19 protein-coding genes and 1 other RNA gene are annotated in these 22,781 nt (G+C 54.9%); 11 read left to right on the plus strand and 9 right to left on the minus strand.

The genetic code is table 11. The features are described from left to right. Positions 1-140 precede the first annotated feature (140 nt). Positions 141-2,120, minus strand: coding sequence for a transketolase (gene tkt, locus ACFQDM_RS14440; RefSeq protein WP_377380207.1), 1,980 nt, complete (start codon positions 2,118-2,120; stop codon positions 141-143). A gap of 135 nt (positions 2,121-2,255) precedes the next feature. Here tkt and ACFQDM_RS14445 point away from each other — a divergent pair, with 135 nt between their 5' ends. After that, a complete protein-coding gene (locus ACFQDM_RS14445) occupies positions 2,256-2,534 on the plus strand; it encodes a DUF4164 family protein (protein ID WP_377380209.1) in 279 nt (92 codons plus the stop codon). Between the two features lie 20 nt (positions 2,535-2,554). Continuing rightward, the gene (locus ACFQDM_RS14450; RefSeq protein WP_377380211.1) at positions 2,555-2,890 is read left to right on the plus strand and encodes a cell division protein ZapA; all 336 of its coding nucleotides are present in this window, start codon (positions 2,555-2,557) and stop codon (positions 2,888-2,890) included. Between the two features lie 14 nt (positions 2,891-2,904). On the opposite strand, the gene ACFQDM_RS14455 is transcribed toward ACFQDM_RS14450, so the two are convergent. From ACFQDM_RS14455 to ACFQDM_RS14480, 6 genes are all read right to left on the minus strand, one after another. Beyond that, complete coding sequence (locus ACFQDM_RS14455; protein ID WP_377380447.1) at positions 2,905-3,414, minus strand: RidA family protein; 510 nt, start codon at positions 3,412-3,414, stop codon at positions 2,905-2,907. A gap of 1 nt (position 3,415) precedes the next feature. After that, the gene (locus ACFQDM_RS14460; protein ID WP_377380213.1) at positions 3,416-3,880 is read right to left on the minus strand and encodes a c-type cytochrome; all 465 of its coding nucleotides are present in this window, start codon (positions 3,878-3,880) and stop codon (positions 3,416-3,418) included. 8 nt (positions 3,881-3,888) lie between these two features. Further along, a complete protein-coding gene (locus ACFQDM_RS14465) occupies positions 3,889-5,463 on the minus strand; it encodes a flavin monoamine oxidase family protein (RefSeq protein WP_377380215.1) in 1,575 nt (524 codons plus the stop codon). A 208-nt stretch (positions 5,464-5,671) separates the two neighbouring features. Further along, entirely contained in the window at positions 5,672-7,711 is a 2,040-nt protein-coding gene (locus ACFQDM_RS14470) for a methyl-accepting chemotaxis protein (protein WP_377380217.1), read from the minus strand. Positions 7,712-7,860: 149 nt separating this feature from the next. Next, positions 7,861-8,187 (minus strand): energy transducer TonB, encoded by a 327-nt coding sequence (locus tag ACFQDM_RS14475; RefSeq protein WP_377380219.1) that lies wholly within the window; start codon positions 8,185-8,187, stop codon positions 7,861-7,863. Between the two features lie 337 nt (positions 8,188-8,524). Further along, complete coding sequence (locus ACFQDM_RS14480; protein ID WP_377380221.1) at positions 8,525-10,912, minus strand: mechanosensitive ion channel domain-containing protein; 2,388 nt, start codon at positions 10,910-10,912, stop codon at positions 8,525-8,527. A gap of 70 nt (positions 10,913-10,982) precedes the next feature. On the opposite strand from ACFQDM_RS14480, the gene ACFQDM_RS14485 reads away from it, so the two are divergent. From ACFQDM_RS14485 to ACFQDM_RS14515, 7 genes are all read left to right on the plus strand, one after another. Next, on the plus strand, positions 10,983-11,966 hold the full coding sequence (locus ACFQDM_RS14485; RefSeq protein ID WP_377380223.1) for a zinc transporter ZntB: 984 nt from the start codon (positions 10,983-10,985) through the stop codon (positions 11,964-11,966). Positions 11,967-12,024: 58 nt separating this feature from the next. After that, positions 12,025-12,186: non-coding RNA, 6S RNA (gene ssrS / locus ACFQDM_RS14490), on the plus strand. Between the two features lie 30 nt (positions 12,187-12,216). Then, positions 12,217-12,798 carry a 5-formyltetrahydrofolate cyclo-ligase gene (locus tag ACFQDM_RS14495; protein ID WP_377380225.1) on the plus strand — a complete coding sequence of 194 codons (582 nt, stop codon included), beginning with the start codon at positions 12,217-12,219 and terminating at the stop codon, positions 12,796-12,798. An 88-nt stretch (positions 12,799-12,886) separates the two neighbouring features. Beyond that, positions 12,887-13,705: a TIGR00282 family metallophosphoesterase gene (locus ACFQDM_RS14500; protein WP_377380227.1), complete on the plus strand. Its 819-nt coding sequence runs from the start codon at positions 12,887-12,889 to the stop codon at positions 13,703-13,705. A 57-nt stretch (positions 13,706-13,762) separates the two neighbouring features. Next, positions 13,763-14,611, plus strand: a complete 849-nt coding sequence (locus ACFQDM_RS14505) for a DUF4328 domain-containing protein (RefSeq protein WP_377380229.1) — start codon at positions 13,763-13,765, stop codon at positions 14,609-14,611. Between the two features lie 90 nt (positions 14,612-14,701). Next, positions 14,702-15,451 (plus strand): YebC/PmpR family DNA-binding transcriptional regulator, encoded by a 750-nt coding sequence (locus ACFQDM_RS14510; protein ID WP_377380231.1) that lies wholly within the window; start codon positions 14,702-14,704, stop codon positions 15,449-15,451. A gap of 5 nt (positions 15,452-15,456) precedes the next feature. After that, the gene (locus ACFQDM_RS14515; protein WP_377380233.1) at positions 15,457-16,308 is read left to right on the plus strand and encodes a protein phosphatase 2C domain-containing protein; all 852 of its coding nucleotides are present in this window, start codon (positions 15,457-15,459) and stop codon (positions 16,306-16,308) included. On the opposite strand, the gene ACFQDM_RS14520 is transcribed toward ACFQDM_RS14515, so the two are convergent. Both ACFQDM_RS14520 and ACFQDM_RS14525 read right to left on the minus strand, forming a co-directional pair. Then, positions 16,305-17,147 carry a GyrI-like domain-containing protein gene (locus tag ACFQDM_RS14520; RefSeq protein ID WP_377380235.1) on the minus strand — a complete coding sequence of 281 codons (843 nt, stop codon included), beginning with the start codon at positions 17,145-17,147 and terminating at the stop codon, positions 16,305-16,307. The genes ACFQDM_RS14515 and ACFQDM_RS14520 overlap by 4 nt on opposite strands. A gap of 68 nt (positions 17,148-17,215) precedes the next feature. Beyond that, positions 17,216-18,463, minus strand: a complete 1,248-nt coding sequence (locus ACFQDM_RS14525; protein WP_377380237.1) for an FAD-dependent monooxygenase — start codon at positions 18,461-18,463, stop codon at positions 17,216-17,218. A gap of 231 nt (positions 18,464-18,694) precedes the next feature. Between ACFQDM_RS14525 and ACFQDM_RS14530 the strand changes: the two genes are divergently transcribed. Together ACFQDM_RS14530 and ACFQDM_RS14535 are read left to right on the plus strand one after the other, a co-directional pair. Next, complete coding sequence (locus ACFQDM_RS14530; RefSeq protein WP_377380239.1) at positions 18,695-20,002, plus strand: ammonium transporter; 1,308 nt, start codon at positions 18,695-18,697, stop codon at positions 20,000-20,002. 174 nt (positions 20,003-20,176) lie between these two features. Then, positions 20,177-22,618, plus strand: a complete 2,442-nt coding sequence (locus ACFQDM_RS14535; protein WP_377380241.1) for a DNA translocase FtsK — start codon at positions 20,177-20,179, stop codon at positions 22,616-22,618. Positions 22,619-22,781: the final 163 nt, after the last annotated feature.

Raw genomic sequence — 22,781 nt, forward strand, 5'->3', positions numbered from 1 at the left:
TGTCCGAGCTCACCCAACTCAACAATGACCATCTCCCAGCCTCACAGGCCGCGGAAAATACAAAGCCATCCCCAAAAGAAAAGCCCCTATTGGTCACAATAGGGGCTCGAAGACGTTCACTTTATCGGAATGCCTGAAAATCAGACGAGAGACTTGGCCGTTGATGCCACATTCTCTGCCGTAATGCCGAAATGCGTGAAGAGATCCTTGTATGGGGCGCTGGCGCCAAAGCTGGACATGCCAACGAATTTACCCTTGCGGCCAATCCACTGATCCCATCCCAGACGAACGCCTGCTTCGACAGCGACTTTCGGCAGGTCTCCGCCCAGAACATCTTCAATATAGGCTTCGTCCTGTTCGGTGAAAAGTTCCCAGCACGGCAGAGATACAACGCGAGCTGCGATGCCATCAGACTTCAGGCTTTCCTGTGCCGCGAGCGCAAGTTCAACCTCAGAGCCGGTTGCCAGAAGAACGACCTGTGGATCGCCCTCGGCTTCTTTCAGGACATAACCACCTTTGGCGGACAGGTTTTCCGTGATCTTGCCAGACCGCGCAGGGGCAACCCCCTGACGTGTGAGCGCCATGATAGACGGACCGGTTGTACGAGCGAGAGCCAGTTCCCAGCACTCTGCTGTCTCTACGCCGTCCGCAGGACGGAAGACGTGAATGTTTGGCATGGCACGGAAGCTGGCCAGATGCTCAACCGGTTGGTGGGTCGGGCCGTCCTCACCAAGACCAATGGAATCGTGTGTCATGACATGAATGACCGGTGTTCCCATCAATGCGCCAAGGCGAATGGCCGGGCGAGAATAATCGCCAAAGACAAAGAACGTGCCGGAATAAGGGATAATGCCGCCGTGCAGCGCCATGCCATTCATGCATGCCGCCATGCCATGCTCACGAATGCCGTAGTAGACATAGCGACCGGAATAGTCGGTTGCCGTCAGTGGGCCGGTCGAGCTTGTCTTGGTGTTGTTCGAGCCGGTCAGGTCGGCGGAGCCGCCAATCATGGTCGGCAGTATTTTTGTCGCGACTTCCAGCGCTGCGCCAGACCATTGACGTGTCGCCTTCTTGTCCTGGCCGTCAGACACGCTCTGCTTGTGCGCCGCCATCGCATCAGCGAAGGCTGGCGGCAGTTCTGTGTTGAATGCCTCTTCAAAAGCGTCTCGTTCCTGAGCCCCGGCAAGGCGCTTTTCCCAGGTTTCGCGCGCTTCCGCGCCGCGTGCGCCTGCTGCGCGCCAGTTTGCGACGACATCTTCCGGCAGAACAAAGGGCTCGTGGTCCCAGCCGATATATTTGCGGATGCCGGCTATTTCTTCAGCGCCATATGGGCCGCCATGCGCCTTACCGGTGCCTTCGATATTCGGTGCGCCATAACCGATGCGGGTTTTGCACGCGATCATGACGGGCTTATCGCAGCTTTTAGCCCAGGTCAGTGCCTGATCAATGGCTTCCGGATCGTGCCCGTCAATCGCGGCGGTCATCCAGCCTGCAGCTTCAAAGCGTTTGATCTGATCTGTGGAATCCGACATGTTTGTGCCGCCATCAATGGTGACGGAGTTGTCGTCCCAGAGCACGATCATGCGGTTCAGGTTCAAATGGCCTGCGAGCGTAATAGCTTCCTGGCTGACGCCTTCCATTAGGCAGCCATCGCCTGCAAGGACGTAAGTGTAGTGATCAACCAGATCGTTGCCGAAGCGCGCGTTCAGATGGCGCTCCGCCAGTGCCATGCCAACGGCTGTCGCGATCCCCTGGCCAAGCGGGCCCGTTGTGGTTTCGACACCCTGAGTAATGAAGTTTTCCGGGTGGCCTGGCGTCTGGGCACCAAGTTGGCGGAAGTTCTCGATATCGGAGAGGGAGACGCTCTCATAACCCGTCAGATGGAGTAGGGAGTAGATCAGCATTGAGCCATGGCCAGCTGACAGCACAAAGCGGTCCCGGTCTTTCCAGTCTGGCTTCTGCGGATCATATTTGAGGTGAGACGTGAACAGCGTGGTTGCCACATCAGCCATGCCAAGTGGCATACCGACGTGTCCGCTGGCAGCTTTTTCCACAGCATCCATGGAGAGAGCGCGAATGGCGTTGGCCATGTCTTTCAATGACGCTTTGTCAAAATTCATTGAAACTGTCCTTGTTTCCGACTTGGCGTGATCAACAGTAGACCGATACTCAGCGTCAAGTGTGCAGTTTGCGTTTCTTTTCGAATTTGCGATATTTATTGTGATTCTTCCGTATTGAGGTCCAAGCAAAGCGCCATGAAAGATTTGAAGACAGCCTCGGAAGAGCTTGATCAGGCATTGTCCCGGCTGGAGAACAGTGTCGATGCGCTGTGCGAGAAGAATAGAATGTCTCGTATCATTCACGCGGAAGCTGAGGCGCTCAGACGTGATCGGGCGCAACTCGCTATGGATCTGGATGCATCGCGTGCGCGGGAACAGGAACTTGAAGCGCTGGCCGATGAAGCATCGCAGGCATTGGGTACAGCCATTGCAGAGGTTCGTGCCGCTATGGCCGCGACCAGTACAGAACATTGATCGGTTGAAAGAGCGCGCACATGTCCAAAGCTGATATCGTCATTCGCGGAAAGACCTATTCGATTGCCTGCGCAGAAGGGCAGGAGGCGCGTCTGGTCGCTTTGGGGGAGAAATTCAATGCGCGTATCAAGGCCTTGGAAGAAACAATTGGTGATGTCGGGGATGGGCGGCTGTTGATTGCTGCCGGGCTTTCGCTCGTTGATGATCTGGAAGCGGCCCAATCCATGATGGACAAGCAAGAGATCGACGATCTCGATAACCGTATTACATTGATCGAGCGTACGGCAGCGGCAGCCTTGTCGGATGCCGCGGGCCGTATCAATGCGATTTCATCCCGCATTGATGAGGCGGGATAAAATCGTTCTGCTGATCAGCGAACCGCCGCAACTTCTATTTCCACCACCCAATCCGGGTGCGCAAGGCCTGCAACTTCAAATACAGAGCGTGTTGGAAGATTAGGTTGCTCCTCTGTCCCGAAGAATTGGACATATCCTTCCATAAAGCCGGCAAAATCCATGGAATCAGAGCCCTCTGGTGCCACAAGATAGACCTGCATTTTGATGACATCACTCATCGAAAGGTCCAGTGATTCCAGTTTGGCTTCGATCGCCTTAAGGGTGGTTTCGGTTTGTGCTTTCGTGTCGCCGTATTCGGCGGGCGTGCCTTCCTCTGCATCGGGATTGATGCGTTGTGGAACAGTTCCGCTCAAATAAACCAGTGTCGCATCGGCGGGAACTTCAACGGCCATCAGGATCGGGAAATCTGAGCCCGGGGTTTTGTGCCTTTTGACGCTCGTTTCGTCAGGTTCGGCTGTTGCTGTTGCACATGCGGTTGCCAAAAGCAGGCTTCCGGCCGCCAGTAGTGTGGTGATGGATTTCATCTTATTCCTCTCCCTCATTTTTCTCTTCAAGTGGGCGCACCAGCGCGACGGTTTCTGCATCAGCTGTTGGTTCATAGGTGTTCTCACCCAGACCAGACTGGAGATAATTGACCAGGGCTGCAACCTGATCATCATCCAGCAAATGTCCAAAGGACGGCATGGCTTTGTATCCATTTGTGATGATGAAGATGGCATAATCCGGATATTCGAGCTTTTCATTGCCGCTCAGAGCTGGATACGTGCCGCCGCCTACCGCGCCTTCGCCATCTGGCATGTGACAGGCGGCACAAATTGTTTTGTAGATCTTCTCTCCGGATTCAAAAGCGACACCGGGGTTCGCCATGGCCTCAGCCTGCAGTTCGCTGGGCTCAAAGCTTGTGACCGGGCGCGTATCCTGTGCGATGGCGGAGGCAGCCGCAACGCCACTCAGCGCAACGGCAAAACAGGCATATTTGGATTGTTTCATGAAGCAGCTCATCCGTTGATCACCTTGTCATGAAGTCGCGATACGGCATCCACGGCCGAAAGGACCGCTCCTTCCATCCATGCGCCCAGATATGAGACATGTTCGCCCGCGCAGACGACCCGGTTGTCGATGTCGACTGCGTTCGCATAATCGCGTTCCTTGTCACGCCAGATCCCGAAGCAGCCGAGAACCCAGGGCACTTTGTGCCAGGCAACGCTGACGCCTGATTTGTACTCCTCGAGGTATTGCGGGTGAATACGCGATCCATATTCAAGCGCCCATTTGATGCGCTCGTCTGGCTGCATGGCCGTAAATTCATAAGCCAGATCATCTCGCCAGACATAACCACCCAGAAGGACACCAGGGCCCTTCGAGAACATGTCGCCCGATGGATAGCTGATCAGATCAATTGGAAGGTCAGTATAGCTGATGCCGCCATAAATGCCTTCATCCTCCTCCCAGAAGCGTCGATTGAATTCGAGCCCCCATTTGGCCGATGAACGATACCAGACGCCATCAATCGCCTGAGAAAGACCGCTGGACAAATTGTGATCGATCTGTCCCAGAATTGAAAACGGAATGGTGCAAACGCACCAGTCAGCGGTGGTCGACGCCTTTTCGCCCGTCAAAGTGTCCTCATAGGTGACGGTCACCTGTTCTTCATCCTGCTGCAATGACAGGACCTTTGAATTGTATCGGGTCAGATCGCCGACTTCGCGGGCAAGTGCCTGCGCAATCATATCCATCCCGCCGACCGGCTGAAACATGGGTGTCTGGTGATCGATCATGTCCGGTTCGGCAAGACGTGCCCAGATTTTTGATTGCAGCAGCGGTGATAGATCGATGGGTTCAGACGCATCTGGCGCACCTTCAAATCCCGCGCCAGGCAATTTCCCAAAACCTCTGTAACGGCTCGTCGCCATGCTCATTTCATAGGTCAGCTCATCGTTCAGAATGCCGGTGGCGCGTAGGGACTCAATCAGAATGTCGCGATCATCGGCTGTCACCAGGTCATCGAGCCGTCCCTGATTGACGGCTTTCGCCAACAATTCGGAAATCTGCCCCCGGTAATCGGCTGAAATTTCCCGATATCGCTTTGGCGTGCCGTCAAAGCCCTGTGATGTGTGCAGATACGCATTGAAATTCTTTTGAATGAACGGTTCGAGCTGCACGCCCAGTCTCTGGCAGTAATCAATGACGCCGTGATGATCATAAGGAATGCGCCATGGCCCCGGATTGAAGTAATTGCCGTCTGCAAAGCTGACATTCTGTTTCGCGCCACCGAGTTCGGTATAAGTATCGCCACCACGCAAGGTCCAGCAGCGTCCGCCTGCCTTTTCACGATATTCGAGAATCTCGACTTCGTATCCGGCTGATCTCAGCTCGAGCGCGGCAACCATGCCTGCGAGCCCGGCGCCAAGCACAAGTACTTTGGCGCCGTTCGGATTTCCATCCAGTTTGACGGGGCCTTTGTATTCCGATGCCGGAACATCCCCCATCATCCGCATTGTTGTGTAAAGTGCGGTGCCTCCCGCGGCTACTCCCAGGCCGCCGAGAAACGCCCGTCTTGTCGTTTTGCCCATACGCAACTCCCCAAAAGCCGTACTGACTTCAGGTAGAATTAAAGCGCGCGGCGAAGATAGCGGGTGAGGGGGAACCCTTCGGTTCACGTTTGCCGTGGCCTGCATATTCATCAGGCGAACAGATGTGGCGATCACAGATTGGGCATTGCAATAAATAAAAAAGCCCCGGCGAAACCGGGGCTTTTGAAGAATGGTGGGGAGCTGTTCGCTAGGCTGCGCGAACGCTGCTGAGGAAGTTTGTGACCGATCCCTTGATGCGATCAGATTCGCGGACAATCCCGGTTGTTGCACCCTCCACTTGCTGCGCACATTCGCCTGTTTCGGACGTTGTGACGCTGAGCGACTGGACGTGCTCGCTGACCGAACGGGCGCCTGTTGCCGCATCCTGAGCGGAGCGAGAGATCTCAGAGATCGCAGCGCGTTGTTGCTCCATGGCCGCGAAGATCGAGGCGGAGATGTTGTCGATATTGCTGATCAGCGTCGAGATCTTGTCCATCACGGTCACGGCAGCGCCAGAAGCGTTCTGGATGGAAGAAATCTGCTGGGCAATCTGTTCAGTCGCGCGGCTTGTCTGGCTGGACAATTCCTTGACCTCGCTTGCGACAACCGCAAAGCCTTTGCCTGCTTCACCAGCGCGAGCTGCCTCAATCGTTGCGTTGAGCGCGAGGAGGTTGGTCTGACCAGCAATGTTGTTGATCAGCTCAACAACGGCGCCGATGGCTTCAGCTTCCTTATCGAGGCCTTTTACGCTTTCAGACGACACCTGCATCTCTTTCACGGCTTCGCTCGCAATGTTCGAAGATTCGTGGATCTGCTGTGTGATTTCGATGATTGAGGCTGACAGTTCTTCTGCAGCAGATGCAACCGTACCAACGTTATGAGAGGCGTTGTCGGCAGACTGAGCAGCAGAGCCGGTCTGACCTGCAGCGTTTTCGGCGGATGATTTCATTACCTTGGCTGTGCTTTCCAGCTCGGCCGTAGCGCTGCTCATCGTACCCAGTGCGTCATGCATGGCAGCGTCGAAGTCTGAAATCATCGCTTCAATGGCAGCAGCACGTTTCGCACGTTCTTCCTGCTCGGCATGCTGCATTTCTTCGAGGCGAATGCGCTCACGGCCGTTCTCTTCGAAAATACGCAGAGTTTTCGCCATCTGTCCCACTTCGTCCGGACCGTCTGTGCCGCTCATGTCGACGTCAAACTCGCCATTCGCAAGACGGGCCATTGCGTCGTTGAGTTTTGTCAGGCGGCGCGAAATATTTCGGTTCACGTAGAAATACGCGACACCGCCAGCGCTAGTCAGAGAGAAAAGCGCAACGATCACCAGGAAGATCGAGCCATAGAAAGACATCGTCACAGCAGAAGAGGAATCGCTCTCTGCATTTTCTTTCAGCGATTGTGCGAGCTCGGAGATATTTGTCTGGAGCGTGTTCGCGGCCGTGTTCGCCGTAGCAGCGAGGCCTGCAGCTTCTTCAGCGAAACCAAGCGAAGCGCGCTTCAGATTGGCGATGGATTCGTCGCCTTCAACAAAGCTTGTCAGATCGGTTGCAGCTGTCTGGAGCTGAGAGCTTGCAGCGTTTCCGAGAATGGCGATGTTCACGAGCATCTCGTCCATCTGGAAGAGCATTTCGTCTTCAAGCGCGGCAATGCCTTCTGCCTCTTCCAGAAGATCAAGTTCGGCATACAGCGAGTTCAGCAGGTTGGCCGTCAGGCTCACGCGAAGCAGAGTTTCAACGTCGCCTTCATCCGCGGCATCAAGTTGTGCTTCGACGGCGGTTTCGACGGCGGCGCGATACTGTTGCGCCATTCGCAGCGCGCTGCTTAGACCGGTTTCGGCCGCAATGCGCTTTTCAACGACTGAGTTCATGTCATTGATGGCGACGTCGACTTTCTCGACGGCGTTATCAATTGTTGTGAGTCGGTCAGACTTCATCATTGAGCTCAGAGTCGTCAGATTGCTATCAATCTCGTCGACTTCCCCCATGAGATCGTCGAGAACAGATACACGCTGAGCTTCTTCGTCTACATTCGCAAAACGCTTGGTGTCAGACGTGATCGCGCCCGCAAATTCTTCAAGATTACTGGCGATGGTCATCGCTGGAAGTGTTTTACTGGACACAGTCTTCAGCGCATTGCTGGATGATGTCAGGATAAAAATACTGACCGCAGCCAGCGTCAGCACAACTGCGCATGCGCCAGCAAAGGCGGCAGGCAGTCTGAAGCTGATCAAATTCATATTAAATTTCGGCATTTTCCGCGCTCCTCCAGGACCCCCCACCGGGATCAGGTCGGTCATTCTGCGCTCGGGTGCGCCCCGAGACGTTTTCTACGTGTCGACGTCTGGCCTTCAGGCGAAGGCCAGTGCCAAGTCATATCCGTCATGAGACGGAATGGGGTGGATTAACCCAGCTTGAAGACGATGGTGATTTCACCAGGGCCTGGTTGGCCTGCTTCAAATTTCCACTGCTCGAGCGCTTTGACAGCGGCTGAGTCAAAGACGCCAGGCATGGAAGCGCCAACAACTTCGACGTTTGTAACTTTGCCATCAGCATCGACTTCGAATCCGAGGTCGACTGTACCTTCCAGGTTGCGGCGTTCTGCGCCACGTGGATATTCCGGTGGTACTTGCTTAACGAGGACAGGACCTTCCGCCATTGCTGGCAGCGTACCCATGCCCAGAGTTGAGATTGCAGTCGCTGCAGCCAGCAAGACTTTCTTGAATGTCATCGGTTCACACCTTCACTTATTATTTTCATTCACCACGGCCATGCATTGACGACCTATATTCTTAGGGCGCTTCTATGCATGTGGTTGTACTTAATTATATTTGCGTGAAAACGACGTTAATTTGGGTTCGTCATTTCTTCACGAATAAGACTTTCGGCGAATATTAGGGAAGGTTAAGAGAAAGTGACGGCGCGACAGCGAATTTTTATTTTACCGGGAGCAATTAATACTTGCTTCACGAGGAAGCGTAGCGAAATTCGTCTTTGAATCTCGAGGCTGTCCTTGTTCAGGCAGGGATTTCTTAAAATTAGGAATTGGCGCAGAAAAAGCCGGGATTTCAGTCGTCTTCCGGCTTTTTGTTAAACATTGTGCCCACGCTGCGGTCGACATCACGCAAATGAAGGTCTCTTTGTGGGAAAGGAATTTCCACTTCTGCGTCGCGGAAGGCCTTGAAAATGGCAACGCGAATGGCGGTTCTGGCTTTCAGACTCTGGCTTACATCAGGGATGTAGGCGCGGATTTCGAAATCGAGCGAACTGTCGCCGAAGCCGTTGAAAACGATCACAGCGGGCGGTTCATTCAGCACGATATCGACCATTTCAGGAATGCCGCTCAGGATCTCCATTATGCGCTCAGGGTCTTCCTTATAGGCAACGCCAACCGGCACGGTAACGCGTCCCAGCGTGTTCTTGTGGGTCCAGTTGGTCACGCTTGATGAAATGAGTTCGGAGTTCGGAACCAGGATGGAGGACCGATCAAAGGTCTCGATCTCTGTGGACCGGACCGAAATCTTCTTCACAATGCCTTCGCCGGAATTGGTAATGACCCAGTCTCCTACCTTGATCGGACGTTCAAACAGCAGGATCAGGCCGGAGACGAAATTGTTGACGATACTTTGCAAACCGAAGCCGATACCGACCGAGAGCGCACCTGCGACCAGGGCCAGATTGGACAGGTCAAACCCAAGCATCGAAACGCCGGTCATGAAAGCAATGACAAGGCCGACATAACCAATCAGCGTCTTCAGTGAATTCTCAACGCCAATATCGAGCCGCGTGCGCGAGAAGATGCGTTTGTCCATCAAGCGTTGGACAAAGCGTGTCAGCGTCATCAGCAGGGTGAAGGCAAGGATCGCGATGCCGATCTGAACCGGCGAGAACCGCTGTCCGGCGATTTCAAATCCATCGGCGAAACGGCTGCCCATGGTCATCAGATCAAGAGCGTTAAAGCCGATGACCAGCATCAGGAGCGGGATCGCACAGAGGAAGACGATCGTGTCGATGGACAGATCAAGCCAGAGCGATGGCTCTTCAGACGTGGTGCTGTCCGGATCTGTAATCGTCTCCGTAGACTCATGCTTCGATGAGGCAAAGCGTGACATTGTCCATTGGGCGGCTTCGCGGAGGATCATGCGAACCGCGAAGATCAGGACGATCAGAATGGCAATCTTGTACTGCTGGAGCTGAATGAAATGCGCCAGATCGGTATAACCGAACAGAGCAACGAGAATGGCACCAGCGGCAGCAACAAACATGATGAAGCGCGCAACGCGCAGCATGCCACCGTTTGCAGCATAGGTGACCGTTCCATCTTCTGATTTTCCGGCGCTCCAGAGCGGCTTTCGAATGAGTAGAAGCGTCAGGCCAGCAAGGATCCAACTCGTGATGGCAAGCCGAAGAGAGTGCAGAGCTTCGGGCAGCCCGAACAGCACCTGTCCGGCTATGGAGAGCGCATTGTCGAGTGCAATCACGACGGCAATCGTCAGCAGAAGCATGCGCACCAAGCGTGCGTTTGACGAGTTGATATTCAGAATACGCCATTCGGGATCGGCCGGCGAAAAGACGGCCACACTCGCGCCATCGACAAGCATGATGAAGATAAAGCCGTACCAGATGCTGAGTGCGAACGACTGTGCCGTGACCGGGATTGCCCCGGACATGGAAAGGATCTGATAGATTACGAAGCCGCCGATCAGTGCGGGCAGTGACTTCAGAATGATCCGAAAGGCGGCCATTCGGAGCTTGCGCGCGGGCGTCGGCTTGAAGGTCGAAAGACGGGAGACGAAGCGGCGGTGTACCCAGTTTCGAACGGGTATGATCATGATGATCCCGAAAGCGAGACCGCCCAGCAGGGTCAGTAACGTACGTGCCAGTCCGGCACTTTCCAGCCGGGCCTGCCACCAGCTCCTGATGTCATTTGAGCTGATTTGAATGACACGGCCGAGCTCTTCTGTCGCGATCGACCAAACGCTAGGACTGATCGGCAGACTGTTGCGTTCCAGAAGGCGTCGAAACTGATTTCTATGCCGGATTTCGCTGATGACTGAAATCAGCCTGTTGGTTTCAGCCAGGTTTCGGTCCACCTGATCAATCGCTGTTTTCAGGGCATCTATGTCTGCAGTCAGCGTTTCTCGCTGGCGGGTGATCCGGTCCGCCTCGCCTTCGCTTTCATCGCCCAGCCAACTTAGATTTTCCCGTAGCTCCAAATGTCGCTGACGAAGCTCTTTTTCCAGGGATTGGGCTGTCGAGCGTTCCTTCACCAACCGATTGCTGATCGCCGTCAGGTCGGCTTCTTCTTCGGTCAGATTGCCCGCCTGCTCAGAAATGCGCTCTGTCTGCTGTTCAACCTGATTGGTCAGTCCGGTAACGTCTGCAAAGCCTGCCTGCGTGAACAGAGCGAGGCAGATCAGAAGTATGGTGACTTGAGCGAGACGCAAAAAGGGCATGTCGAGTTCTGTCCAATCAGCTTGAAGCGGCGTAGTTGGTGGCGCAGAATAACCAGAGAGGTTGATTCATATGGCGACACAGTCTGCACCCTTAATATTTGGCTTCGCTGTCAATGAAAACAATGAAGTCCAAAAGCTGGAATGGGCCGACCTGGCCGGAGGGCTGTCGCGCTGGAAAGATGGGCGGGTCTGGTTGCACCTCAATCGTCTTGTTCCGGAATCGAAAGTCTGGGTTCAGAATGTCTTCAAAGCCGACCCGATTATTGTGGACGCCCTGTTCCGCGAGGATACCCGGCCAAGGTCTTTCCAGCACGAGGCTGGCTGGCTGATCAATTTGCGCGGTGTGAATTTCAATGACGCGCCCCAGAAAGAAACCATGATTGCCTTGCGCATGTGGGTGACAGATTCTGTCGTCATCTCGACACGCGCATACAAAATCAAGGCAGCAGAAGATCTCGCCCAGACATTCCTGGATGGCGCGCCGCCCGTATCCAACGGCCATCTCGTCGCTCATCTGGCCAATCGATTGGTTGCTCGTATCGAACCTGCCATTGATGCTCTGAGTGATAGTGTTGATGAGCTGGATGAGCGGCTCGCCGGTGAGAATGCGCAGATTTCCAAAAGCGAGCTCGCAGAGACGCGCCGTAAAGCGATTTCGCTGAGACGTTACATGCTTCCGCAGAAAGAGGCGTTGAATGTACTGTTTCTTGAAAACGGCCCTGTGTTTGATGATGCCAGTCGACGAGAAATTCGTGAGACCAATGACGCTCTGATCCGACTGACAGAAGATCTCGAAAGCGTACGCGACCGGGCGCAGATTGTTCAGGATCAGGTGACAGAGCTGCGCGCCGAGAACATGAACCAGCGCCTGTTCATTCTAGCAATCATTTCGGCAATATTCCTGCCGCTTGGCTTTGTGACCGGACTGTTTGGCGTGAATGTCGGAGGCATGCCTGGCGTCGATTCCAATTGGGCATTCGGTGCGCTTTGCGGCGGTCTAGTCGGGCTCTCTGTTGGGCTTATTCTCCTGTTTCGCAGAACCGGTTGGATGTAGCCGCTGAAAACTTTTGTCGCCCCCTTTTCGGAACCGTGAAAGGCGCCTATCTGCAGAGATGCGGCTGCGGCGTTCGAGCAGGACCAATATTCCGGCGACCTTACATTCACGTCAGGGAACTGGCAGAACTGTCTGGACCGTGGTCCAGATACTCCGGTGCCCACCTAGCTTGCTGGGTCGACGGGAATAGATACACCTGCACGGCGCCCGCGGTTGCACGAATTTAGGAGAGCGAGGGGAATCCCGTACAATGGCCATCGACAAAGCCTCCCTTCGAATCTCGGCGCGTCAATTGCGTGATCACGCAAACGCATCCAACCCGAATGCATCGCGCGAACTCGCGGGCCGTTTTCCCATCAAACTGTTTGAACGTTTTGGTCCAACAGTGGCCGGTTATCTTGCTATTGGCAGTGAGCTCGACCCGGCGCCCTTGCTCGACCGACTGAAGAAGGCCGGTGCTGAGATCTGTCTGCCAAGGGTCGAGGCCGACGATTCCATGACGTTTCGACGCGTTGCAGATGAACGCGATCTGGAAGCAGGTCCCTTAGGTCTGACCCAGCCGTCAGCAGAAGCAGAACGCGCCCATCCAACACTGGTTCTGGCGCCGCTTCTTGCATTCGATGCGGCTGGTAATCGGCTTGGATATGGCAAGGGTCATTATGATCGCGCGCTCTCGAAGCTTCGTTCTGATGGGCGCACATTTGTCTGCGGTCTGGCCTATGCGGAACAGGAAGTTCTCAAAATTCCTGCAGAGGAAACCGACGTTCCGCTCGACTGGCTGATGACTCCCAAGGCATCGCTGCCATTGTTTTTCGGACGCGTGGTCGGCTGACAGCAAACGTCGTAACGGCTCTTTTCTATCGCGTACAGGTTTCCAAGGCGGAGGTTTTGCTTCATATCCCCGCCCTCAGGAGACATGTATGCGCTTAGCTTTTTTTGGAGATGTTGTCGGTCGCGCAGGGCGCCGGGCACTCGAAGATCATTTGCCGCGACTGAAACTCGAGCTTTCGCTCGATTTCGTTGTGGTGAACGCCGAGAATGCGGCTGGTGGATTTGGTATCACCGAAGCCATTGCCGACGACATTTTTCAAAACGGTGCGGACTGCATCACGCTCGGCAATCACAGCTGGGATCAGCGTGATGCGCTGACCTATATCACGCGCGAAGATCGTCTTCTGCGGCCTTGCAATTACCCGCCAGCCGTGGAGGCGCCGGGCAAAGGGGCAAATCTTTTTACCTTGCCAGATGGGCGCCGCGTCGCAGTGATCTCTGTTCTGGGGCGTTTGTTCATGGACTCTCTTGATGATCCGTTTCAAGCGGTTGAGCGTGAATTGAACAATGTTCCGCTCGGCATGGTCGCGGACGCTGTCCTCGTGGATGTGCATGCTGAAGCCACGTCTGAGAAAATGGCTATGGGCCATTTCTGTGATGGACGGGCAAGTTTCGTCGTCGGAACGCATACGCATATTCCGACCGCTGATGCTCAGATTCTTCCTGGCGGCACCGCTTACCAGACAGATGCTGGCATGTGCGGTGATTATGACAGCGTCATCGGTATGAAAAAAGAAGGCTCGGTGAAGCGTTTTTCAACGCGTCTTCCGACCGAGCGCATGGGGCCGGCTGAAGGTCCCGCGACCGCATGCGGGGTCATGGTAGAGACTGATGACAAAACCGGTCTGGCTGTCCGCATTGATCCCATCCGCGTTGGCGGACGTCTGAAAGAGACATTGCCGGACTAGCCGCGCATCGATTGCTGTGTGAAGCTCGGTTCTTGAGCGGAACTGCAGCGAGTGTGCATGACGAACTGGTTTTACAGGCAGAACCATCAGGACCTCGGTCCGCTACCAAGCGAGCAGCTCATCGCATTGTATCAGGCCGGTGAGATAACGAGTAAGACGCTCATCCGGGCCGCTGATAGTCCGATCTGGCAGCAATTGAATGCAACCGACATCGGTCGTGCGGTCGGCGATTTCGTCGAGACGGCAGAGACAGAAGATGGTGAGATCCTCACCGTCAATCCGTCGCGCGTCCGTCCTCTCAAGGCGGGGTATTATACCCTGTATGCCGGGCTTGCCCTTTACATCGCAGTCGCAGCAACCAGCGTCATGGGAACTCTGGCCATGCAGTTTGGGATGTTTCGCAGCGATGCAGGACAGATGAGCCGGTTTATGCTCGCCTCAGCTATTCTGCCACCCGCTTATGCTGCCACCTTCATCCTCAGTATATTTGGATATTGCGGGTTCGTGCATCAGGCCATGGCCAATCTGCGTCACCTTGGAGCCCGGGAGGCACGCATGAAGCCGGTTATGGCGTGGCTCTGGCACTTTGTTCCGCTCTTCAATCTCTTCAAACCGTTTCAGGCCATGCGTCAGATCTGGTTCGGCAGTCATCACAATGCAGGACGCGCCGAACCGCCTCAGGGTGTTCTGATTGCCTGGTGGGTGTTCTGGATCGGCAGCGTATTCGTGGTTGAGAATTTCGATCTCGTCTTCGATCGTTTCACTGGGGATTCCTCCCTCATGCTCTATTATGTCGGATCGCTTGGGATGATTGCTAGCGCGATTACTTTGCTCATTATCGTGCACCGCATCTATCAGCTTCAGTCTCATGAGCAAACCGAACTCACAGCCCGTGTCTTCGACTAGGCGTCTGGCAGGCCTTCACCTTTCGCCTGCCATGCGATAGAGGAGACCATTCAGAATTCTGATCGATTTAACAGCCTCTCAGGAGATCTCATGGCTGGCCACAGTAAATGGGCTAACATCCAGCACCGCAAAGGCGCGCAGGACAAGAAACGCGCAGCTGCCTTTGCCAAGCTGTCCAAGGAAATCACCATTGCTGCCAAGCTCGGCGGCGGGGATATCGAAGGCAACCCGCGTCTGCGTCTGGCAGTGAAGAACGCTCGCGCAGAATCGATGCCGAAAGACAATATCCAGCGCGCCATTGATAAAGGTGCAGGCGGCGATTCCGGTGATTACTTCGATATCCGCTATGAAGGCTTCGGTCCGGGCGGCGTTGGCGTTATTGTCGAGTGCTCAACCGACAACAAGAACCGTACCGCAGGTGATGTGCGTTCAACCTTCGGGAAGAACGGCGGAAATCTTGGCGAGACCGGTTCTGTTTCCTTTGGTTTCGATCAGGTCGGCGAGATCGTCTTCGAGCGTGCAGTCGGCGACGAAGAATCTGTCATGGAGGCGGCCATTGAGGCCGGCGCCACAGACGTCGAAGTCGAAGAAGAAGTCTATGTCATCTACACAGAGCGTGACGACTTCATGGAAGTTGCCGGCAATCTGGATGCGGCTTTCCCAGATCATGAAGCGAAATCGACCAAGCTGGTCTGGAAGCCGCAAAACTATATCGAGATCGATGGTGATCCGGCCCTGACGCTGATCAAGCTCATCGATGCGCTGGAAGATCTGGACGATGTTCAGAACGTCTATCACTCCGGTGATATTTCTGAAGAAGCCCTCGAAGCCGCAGAGTAGGTCGCATGTCTCTGGCAATCCTCGAAACGCTGAACTGGCCGGGCTCGGGGATTGATGGCAAGCCAAAGCGCGGCACGGGCGATGACCGGTTTGGCTTCGATGAAGCTGCCGGAACCGCCTGGGTTCTGGACGGCGCGACCGATGTCGGGCCGTATCGACTGTTCCGACGCGAAGAAAGCGATGCCGCCTGGTATGCAGAGCAGCTCAATCGCGCGCTGATACAACGCGCACCTGCCAGTTTTGACAGCCTTGAGCATTTGTTTCGTGATGCCATTTTGGCCGTGCGGCGCAAGGCCGAGAAAGCCTCACGCGTTGATCTGACGAAAGCTGACAAATCGGCCATGCCCATTGCGTCGGGCATCTGGTTCTGGAATGACGGTGAGACCGCGACCATCGTTCGAATGGGCGATTGCGGGGCGATACTACGAACGCCTGACGGAAATGTCTCGACGGTTCTTCACGAAGAACAGCACGGACGGGAGTCGGAAACGTCCAAAGAGCTGAACGCGCTTTCCGATGACGAAAAGATGAATGGTTTGCGCCGTATCCGTGCGCAGCAGAACACGCTTCAGAACTACCCGATTTTCGGGCTTAATCCTGACATTGCTTCACATCTGAATGTTACATCTTTCCCAAATATGCCGGACACGCATGTGCTATTAATGTCAGATGGTCTTTATCGACTGGTCGATGTTTACGCGCTCTACACGCCGGAGAGTTTGATCGAGCGCGCCATCGAAACGGGCGTTGAAGCGCTGGCGAAGGAAATGCGCACGCATGAGCGCAAGGCACAGCATGACGCCAGTATTCGCATCAAGTCAGCTGATGACGCCTGCGCAATTCTTTTAACCTTTTAAACTCTCTCCTTTACGGGAACCCAGACTTCGACAATACCCGTTTCACTGAATGGGTTAAAGTCCTCAGAATAAACCTCAAGTTCAGGCGCCCCCGTTGGTTCATAGGGAGAATTCGGCAGCCATAGCTCAAAAATGGCTTCGAAGGTTTCGCTGATAAGTGATACATGGCCGTTGTGTCTGAATACGGCGTATTCGGCGGGTTGAATGGTCTGCGCGTCCATCTCGGGCGGGATGTCCATCCCTTTATCGATTGCGAAGCCGCAGCTGTACGTCATGATCCCCGTCTCTTCATTCATGTCACAGACCCCATATCTGGGACCCGAAAGCAGATATGGGAATGCACTTGCATAAGACATGGCGGTTTGCCATTGGTCGGGGATTCCCACCAACTCCGTTCCCGTATCGTAAGCTTGGCTGATGCATGCCAGTTTCAGGATATCAGTCGTTTCAAAACGGTTTGGCATAATCGTTCCCGACAGCGATGGGGTCATGTGTCGTGGTTCGACCAGCAGTAGCTTGCTCAACTCCGGTGATTTTCGGAATGCCCCCGGTGTTATCCCGAACTGATCTTTGAACGCTCTGGTGAAGGCTTGTTGTGAAGCGTATCCATACTCAAGAGCTAGCGAAAGAATATCGTTTTTGCCATGCTTCAATTGGCGTGCCGCCTCGGTGAGACGGCGGCCACGATGGTATCGCATGACACTTTGGCCTTGCGTCAGCCCAAATGTGCGTATGAGATGAAAGCGAGATACACCGACAAAGCTTGCTACGTCATCAAGCGAGACTGACTCTCGCAAATGACTTTCTAGAAACCAGAGAGCTTTTTTCGTCAGGTGCATTGTGGGCTCCAGTCAGCTGCCGACAGCAGACTACCTCACTTTAGCGCATCGATATTGATCGAAATTGCTCAGGCCGTTTCCAGCAGCCTGCCCAATGGTTCCCCTCGCACGAGTGCAGGTAGTCCCGGGTGGTCGGCGCTGGCTTGACGCGCAAGTGCCTTGCGAAGCGGGTCGACTTTGTTTCCAACGGTCAGAGCCAGCCGCTTGAAAGGCGATAGCAGTTTGTTGTCATTGGAAAAGACGCGGTTGATGCCGTCCATCGCAAGCGCGGTAGCTACGCCATCAAAGCGGCGCCATTGCTGATAGGCTTCCAACTGTGCGCCGTCGGCCAGCGATAGCCCGGCACGGCGCGACTCTATCAGAATTTCGGTCAGCGCCGCCACATCTTTCAGGCCGAGATTAAAGCCTTGCCCAGCCAGTGGATTGACGCGTCGCACCGCATCCCCCACCAGCGCAATCCGATTGGCGATCAGCTTTTCGGCCATACGCAATCGTAATGGGTAAGCGAGTGGATCGCGCAGAACGGTCATGGGGCCAGTTAGATGACTAAACCGTTTGTTGATTTCTGATTCCAGTGCTTCGCGGGAAAGTTTGGCTGTCGCGATGCCGGCCTCTTCCTTGCGGAACCAGGCGAGATTGCCGCGATTGCCGGTGAGGGGAAGGACGGCAAAAGGGCCCTCATCCTGAAACCATTGTCGCGCATGACTGTGATGGGGCTGTTCTAATTGAACCGTCGCGGCGACAACGGCCTGACCATAGGACCAGCCAATCGTACGTATGTCGGCAAGTTCGCGAACCATGGAGCCGACACCATCCGCGCCGACAACAAGTTCAGCTTCAATCCTATTGCCGGAGTCTAGTTCGACCTGCACTCCATGATTTGTATATTCGAGCCGTTTGACCGTGTCTGGCGCATAGCGTGTGATATTGGCGCATTGTTCGACGCGATCACGGATTGCGAGATTCAGGCGGTCTACTTCAATCATATAGCCAAGCGGCTCTCCTGGCCGTGCCTGTGGTAGGTCCGTCGTGTCGAACATGGAGAATGCTGGCGGTAAAACGCCGTTCTGATCATGCGCTTCCATGCCGAGCAATGGGCCGGCATCTGCGAGCAGGGCATCTGCAACACCAGCCGCTTCCAGAACATGCCATCCGCCCCGGACGATTGCGAAAGCCCGGCTATCGGGTTCGAAAGGCAGTTTCGGATCGCGGGTATCAACCAGCGCGACATCAAATCCGAGCTCTGAGAGAAGGATAGCGAGAACGCCGCCGCTGGAGCCACCACCGACAACCAGAATTTCGTTTCGTGTGTTCATGGAAATGATCCGGATTTCTTTCGTGTCTGATTAACCCAACTTGGACGAAGGTCCAATGTTGCAACGGTTTTGGGCGTTTCTGTCGCAGCCTGCTTAAGCGTTGATCAGATTTGCAGCATCGTGTCCTGATACAAATGAGACACTTCGATGCAGAACCCGCCTTTGCCAGATTGGGGGCCGAGCAAGTGGGCCGGGGGCCTGCTTCTCCATTATTAAAGATTGGGGAAACAAATGAATAACTCAGTTTGGAAATGGGCGGGCCGATCGACGGGCCTTGCCGTTCTGAGCGGGTTGCTCCTTCAGGGAGCGGCTTTCGCACAGGAAGCGTCAGAAGTCGGCGCGTACGTTGATAACTCTTATCTCTTCCTGATTTCAGGCATGGTCGTAATGTTCATGGCGGCAGGTTTCTGCATGCTGGAAGTCGGCCTTGTTCGCGGCAAGAACGCTGCGACTCAGGCAGTTAAGAACGTCATGCTGTACTCGATCGCCGGTATCATGGTGTATCTCGTCGGCTATCACATGATTTATCCAAAGGATGGCTGGGCGATTGAGGGTGTGCTTTCGCTCCCGACGGTCTGGGGTGAAGGCGATCGTGCTGCTCTTGATGGTGCGGGTTATGCACCAGCGTCAGACTGGTATTTCCAGATGGTGTTCGTGGCGACCGCTGCCTCCATCGTTTCTGGTACACTGGCTGAACGCATCAAGATCCTGCCTTTCATGATCTTCGTTGCTGTCCTGACCGGCTTCATCTACCCAATCCAGGCAAGTTGGCAGTGGGGCGGCGGCTGGCTGGCTGAGAATGGCTTCTCTGACTTTGCTGGTTCGACGCTTGTGCACTCAACAGGCGGCTGGGCTGCTCTGGTTGGTGCGTTCTTCCTCGGTCCACGTACGGGCAAGTATGTTGATGGCAAAGTAAACCCAATGCCAGGTTCCAACATCCCGCTTGCAGCGCTTGGTACATTCATTCTCTGGCTCGGTTGGTTCGGCTTCAACGGCGGCTCTCAGCTCGCAGCTGGCACAGCTGAAGACATCAACGCAGTGGCGATCATCTTTGCGAACACAAACCTTGCTGCTGCTGGTGGTGTTGTTGCTGCGGCGATCCTCACACCGCTCGTCTTCAAGAAAATGGACCCGACCATCGTCTTTAACGGCGCAATCGGTGGCCTCGTCGCGATCACGGCTGAGCCGCTCGCTCCAGCGCTTTGGGAAGCGATCATCATCGGTGCTGTGGGTGGCGCGATCATCGTGTTCTTCGTACCACTGCTCGACAAACTGAAAATCGACGACGTTGTTGGTGCGATCCCAGCTCACCTCATCGCTGGTATCTTCGGTACGCTCGTTGTCGCTTGGAATGGCGGCGATATTGTCTGGCAGTTCATTGGTGTCGTTTCTATCGGTGCCTTCGTCTGCGTCACGTCTGCCATCGTCTGGGCGATCCTGAAGTTCACGATCGGTATCCGCTGCTCTGAAGAAGAAGAGCTGGAAGGCATCGACAAAGCCGAGCTTGGTCTGGAAGCTTATCCGGAATTCACCAAGTAAGACGGATTACCCATCCCGAACAATTAACCCCGAGCTGGCTTCAGCTCGGGGTTTTTTAACAGATAATGGCATTTTTTCTGCAAATTTCTGCTTTCTGTTTTCTGCTCATTAAGCATGGCGGGTGAAACTCAGTGTCGCCCAAACTTCGCCACCGTGCCGATTGAGAATGCCAGAATGACATCTGCCAACCCTGCACAATCTGCTTCTGACCAGAGCTCCATCTCCACTGAACCTGTCTGGCGTATCCTGACGGGCTTTGCCATTTTTGCGCTTGGTGTGTTCCTGTGCGGAGCTGTTCTGACCTACCAACCTCAGGATCCGAGCTGGAATGCGGCAACGGATCTCGAGGTTAGCAATCTGTTTGGTGCTGCTGGGGCCATCATCGCCGATCTCCTTCACCAATTACTCGGCTGGGGCGGCGTCATGCTCGCTTTTCTCGTCATGTCTGGCGGGGTTAAGCGAATGCTGCTGATCGGGCATCCGAACGGACACAAATGGATGATTGGTGCGCTCGGTATTGTCGCGGCGACAGCTTGCCTTGCAAGCTGGCCGATCCCGAGCGACTGGCCGCTTCGTGTGTCGCTGGGTGGTCTTGTCGGCGATGTCATCTTTGCGCTTGCGCGCCTGCCATTCGTTGCGCTGCAGATTCCGATCGCCAACATCATTGCAGGCGTTGCGCTCGGCATTGCAAGCTTTCTGTTGATTTCCAACGCGGCCAATCTGGGCAATCGCGATTTTGCGATGATCGGTCATCTTCTTTGGGTGAATCTGAAAAAACTCGCCCGCCTATTGATCTGGCCATTGAGGCCGCTTGGCCGCATGGCGGGGCAGGGCCTGGTTGCTGGCGTCCACAAGCTGAAGGATGGCGCAACCGGCGCGCTTCGTTCGTCACCAAAGGCATCTAATCCTTATGTGACCGAGGATGGGCGTCCGAAGGATGATGATTTCTCCTATTTCGAGTATAAAGAGCCTGAAGCGCCGACGGCAGAGAAGGCAAAGAGCAAGCCGCGCCAACCGGACCTTTTCCCGCATACCAAGCCGGCAGAGCCGGAAGAGAAAACTGCGACCCGTCCTCGCAAACCAAGCCGCAATGCGGCCATGGGGGAGGGGCTGCCGTCACTTGACCTTCTTGTAACACCGCCGCCACGCTCATCCGCTGTTGATGAGGATGTGTTGCTGGAACGCGCAGATCAGCTGATGCGAATCCTGAATGAATTCGGTGTCAAAGGTCGGATCACTCATGTGCGCCCGGGGCCAGTCGTAACACTGTTTGAGCTTGAGCCTGCGGCGGGTGTGAAATCGTCTCGCGTTATCGCGCTGGCAGATGATGTGGCGCGTTCCATGAGCGCCATTAGTGCTCGTATCGCTGTTGTGCCGGGCAAGAACGCCATTGGTATCGAGCTCCCGAACAAACATCGCGAAACCGTGTATCTGCGCAAACTGCTTGAGAGCCCGTCTTTCACGTCAAACAAGCAGGCGCTGCCGCTTGCTCTTGGTGAGGATATTGGTGGTGAGCCGGTTTGTGCCGATCTCGCAAAAATGCCCCACCTGTTGATCGCGGGTACGACCGGCTCGGGTAAGTCGGTTGGAATCAACGCGATGATCCTGTCATTGATGTTCAAGCTGCCGCCAGAAAAGTGCCGGTTCATCATGGTCGACCCGAAAATGCTCGAACTTTCCATTTACGAAGGCGTCCCACATTTGCTTTCGCCGGTTGTGATTGATCCGAAGAAGGCCGTCACGGCGCTCAAATGGGCCGTCCGTGAGATGGAAAGCCGCTATGAGATGATGTCTAAGGCGGGCGTTCGGAACCTGGCTGGCTTTAACGAAAAGGTCGAAGAACTGCGCCGCACGGGCGGTCGTCTGACGCGCGAAGTGCAGACGGGTTTTGAGGCTGATACGGGCCGTCCGGTCTATGAGACCGAAGAGATACCCCTCGATCCAATGCCGGCGATTGTTGTTGTGATCGACGAGATGGCTGACCTTATGATGGTCGCCGGTAAAGAGATTGAAGCCTGTATTCAGCGGCTCGCTCAGATGGCGCGTGCGGCTGGTATCCACCTTATCACCGCGACGCAGCGTCCATCTGTTGACGTTATCACCGGTACGATCAAGGCGAACTTCCCGACTCGTGTGTCCTATTCGGTTTCGTCAAAGATCGACTCCCGAACCATTCTGGGTGAGCAGGGCGCGGAACAGCTGCTTGGTATGGGTGACCTTCTCTATATGGCGAGTGGCGGCAAGGTTCAGCGTTTGCATGGTCCGTTTGTCAGCGATGAGGAGGTCGGCGATATCGTCGAATACCTCAAATCCACTGGCGAGCCGGATTATTCGGCGGAGATCACCGAAGAGCGGGATGAATCCTCTGACAGTCCGGTGATGGATGCCATGTTGGGCAGTGATGGTGGGGGCCAGGATGCTGACCTATATGCGCAGGCCGTCGCAGTTGTGCTGCGAGATGGTCGCGCGTCGACGAGCTATGTACAGCGCCGACTGAAGATTGGTTATAACCGCGCGGCATCTCTCATCGAACAGATGGAAGATGAGGGTGTGATCAGTGCGCCGAACCACGCCGGTAAGCGTGAAATCCTCCGAAAACGTCCTGACGAAGACTGATCCGACACCTCAAATGATGAGGCTTCAAAAAGCAGGGCGTGTCACGTCCTGCTTTTTTTGTGTTTTTTGTCTCCTGGTCGGGAACTTGACAGCCCTATGCGCATTGTAACACGATCGTTACAAAACTGTCTCAAAACATAAATGAGCAGGAATTTCGTAAAAA

The organism is Ponticaulis profundi, from assembly GCF_042659465.1.
GTDB classification, from domain to species: Bacteria; Pseudomonadota; Alphaproteobacteria; order Caulobacterales; family Hyphomonadaceae; genus Ponticaulis; species Ponticaulis profundi.

What these genes read in the sequence shown, in the direction of transcription:
- ACFQDM_RS14530 (WP_377380239.1), top strand. Translation starts at nt 18,695, where the DNA reads ATGAATAACTCAGTTTGGAAATGGGCGGGCCGATCGACGGGCCTTGCC.
- ACFQDM_RS14525 (WP_377380237.1), bottom strand. Translation starts at nt 18,463, where the DNA reads ATGAACACACGAAACGAAATTCTGGTTGTCGGTGGTGGCTCCAGCGGC.
- ACFQDM_RS14465 (WP_377380215.1), bottom strand. Translation starts at nt 5,463, where the DNA reads ATGGGCAAAACGACAAGACGGGCGTTTCTCGGCGGCCTGGGAGTAGCC.
- tkt (WP_377380207.1), bottom strand. Translation starts at nt 2,120, where the DNA reads ATGAATTTTGACAAAGCGTCATTGAAAGACATGGCCAACGCCATTCGC.
- ACFQDM_RS14450 (WP_377380211.1), top strand. Translation starts at nt 2,555, where the DNA reads ATGTCCAAAGCTGATATCGTCATTCGCGGAAAGACCTATTCGATTGCC.
- ACFQDM_RS14485 (WP_377380223.1), top strand. Translation starts at nt 10,983, where the DNA reads ATGGCGACACAGTCTGCACCCTTAATATTTGGCTTCGCTGTCAATGAA.
- ACFQDM_RS14480 (WP_377380221.1), bottom strand. Translation starts at nt 10,912, where the DNA reads ATGCCCTTTTTGCGTCTCGCTCAAGTCACCATACTTCTGATCTGCCTC.
- ACFQDM_RS14445 (WP_377380209.1), top strand. Translation starts at nt 2,256, where the DNA reads ATGAAAGATTTGAAGACAGCCTCGGAAGAGCTTGATCAGGCATTGTCC.
- ACFQDM_RS14470 (WP_377380217.1), bottom strand. Translation starts at nt 7,711, where the DNA reads ATGCCGAAATTTAATATGAATTTGATCAGCTTCAGACTGCCTGCCGCC.
- ACFQDM_RS14460 (WP_377380213.1), bottom strand. Translation starts at nt 3,880, where the DNA reads ATGAAACAATCCAAATATGCCTGTTTTGCCGTTGCGCTGAGTGGCGTT.
- ACFQDM_RS14500 (WP_377380227.1), top strand. Translation starts at nt 12,887, where the DNA reads ATGCGCTTAGCTTTTTTTGGAGATGTTGTCGGTCGCGCAGGGCGCCGG.
- ACFQDM_RS14455 (WP_377380447.1), bottom strand. Translation starts at nt 3,414, where the DNA reads ATGAAATCCATCACCACACTACTGGCGGCCGGAAGCCTGCTTTTGGCA.
- ACFQDM_RS14505 (WP_377380229.1), top strand. Translation starts at nt 13,763, where the DNA reads ATGACGAACTGGTTTTACAGGCAGAACCATCAGGACCTCGGTCCGCTA.
- ACFQDM_RS14495 (WP_377380225.1), top strand. Translation starts at nt 12,217, where the DNA reads ATGGCCATCGACAAAGCCTCCCTTCGAATCTCGGCGCGTCAATTGCGT.
- ACFQDM_RS14475 (WP_377380219.1), bottom strand. Translation starts at nt 8,187, where the DNA reads ATGACATTCAAGAAAGTCTTGCTGGCTGCAGCGACTGCAATCTCAACT.
- ACFQDM_RS14520 (WP_377380235.1), bottom strand. Translation starts at nt 17,147, where the DNA reads ATGCACCTGACGAAAAAAGCTCTCTGGTTTCTAGAAAGTCATTTGCGA.
- ACFQDM_RS14535 (WP_377380241.1), top strand. Translation starts at nt 20,177, where the DNA reads ATGACATCTGCCAACCCTGCACAATCTGCTTCTGACCAGAGCTCCATC.
- ACFQDM_RS14515 (WP_377380233.1), top strand. Translation starts at nt 15,457, where the DNA reads ATGTCTCTGGCAATCCTCGAAACGCTGAACTGGCCGGGCTCGGGGATT.
- ACFQDM_RS14510 (WP_377380231.1), top strand. Translation starts at nt 14,702, where the DNA reads ATGGCTGGCCACAGTAAATGGGCTAACATCCAGCACCGCAAAGGCGCG.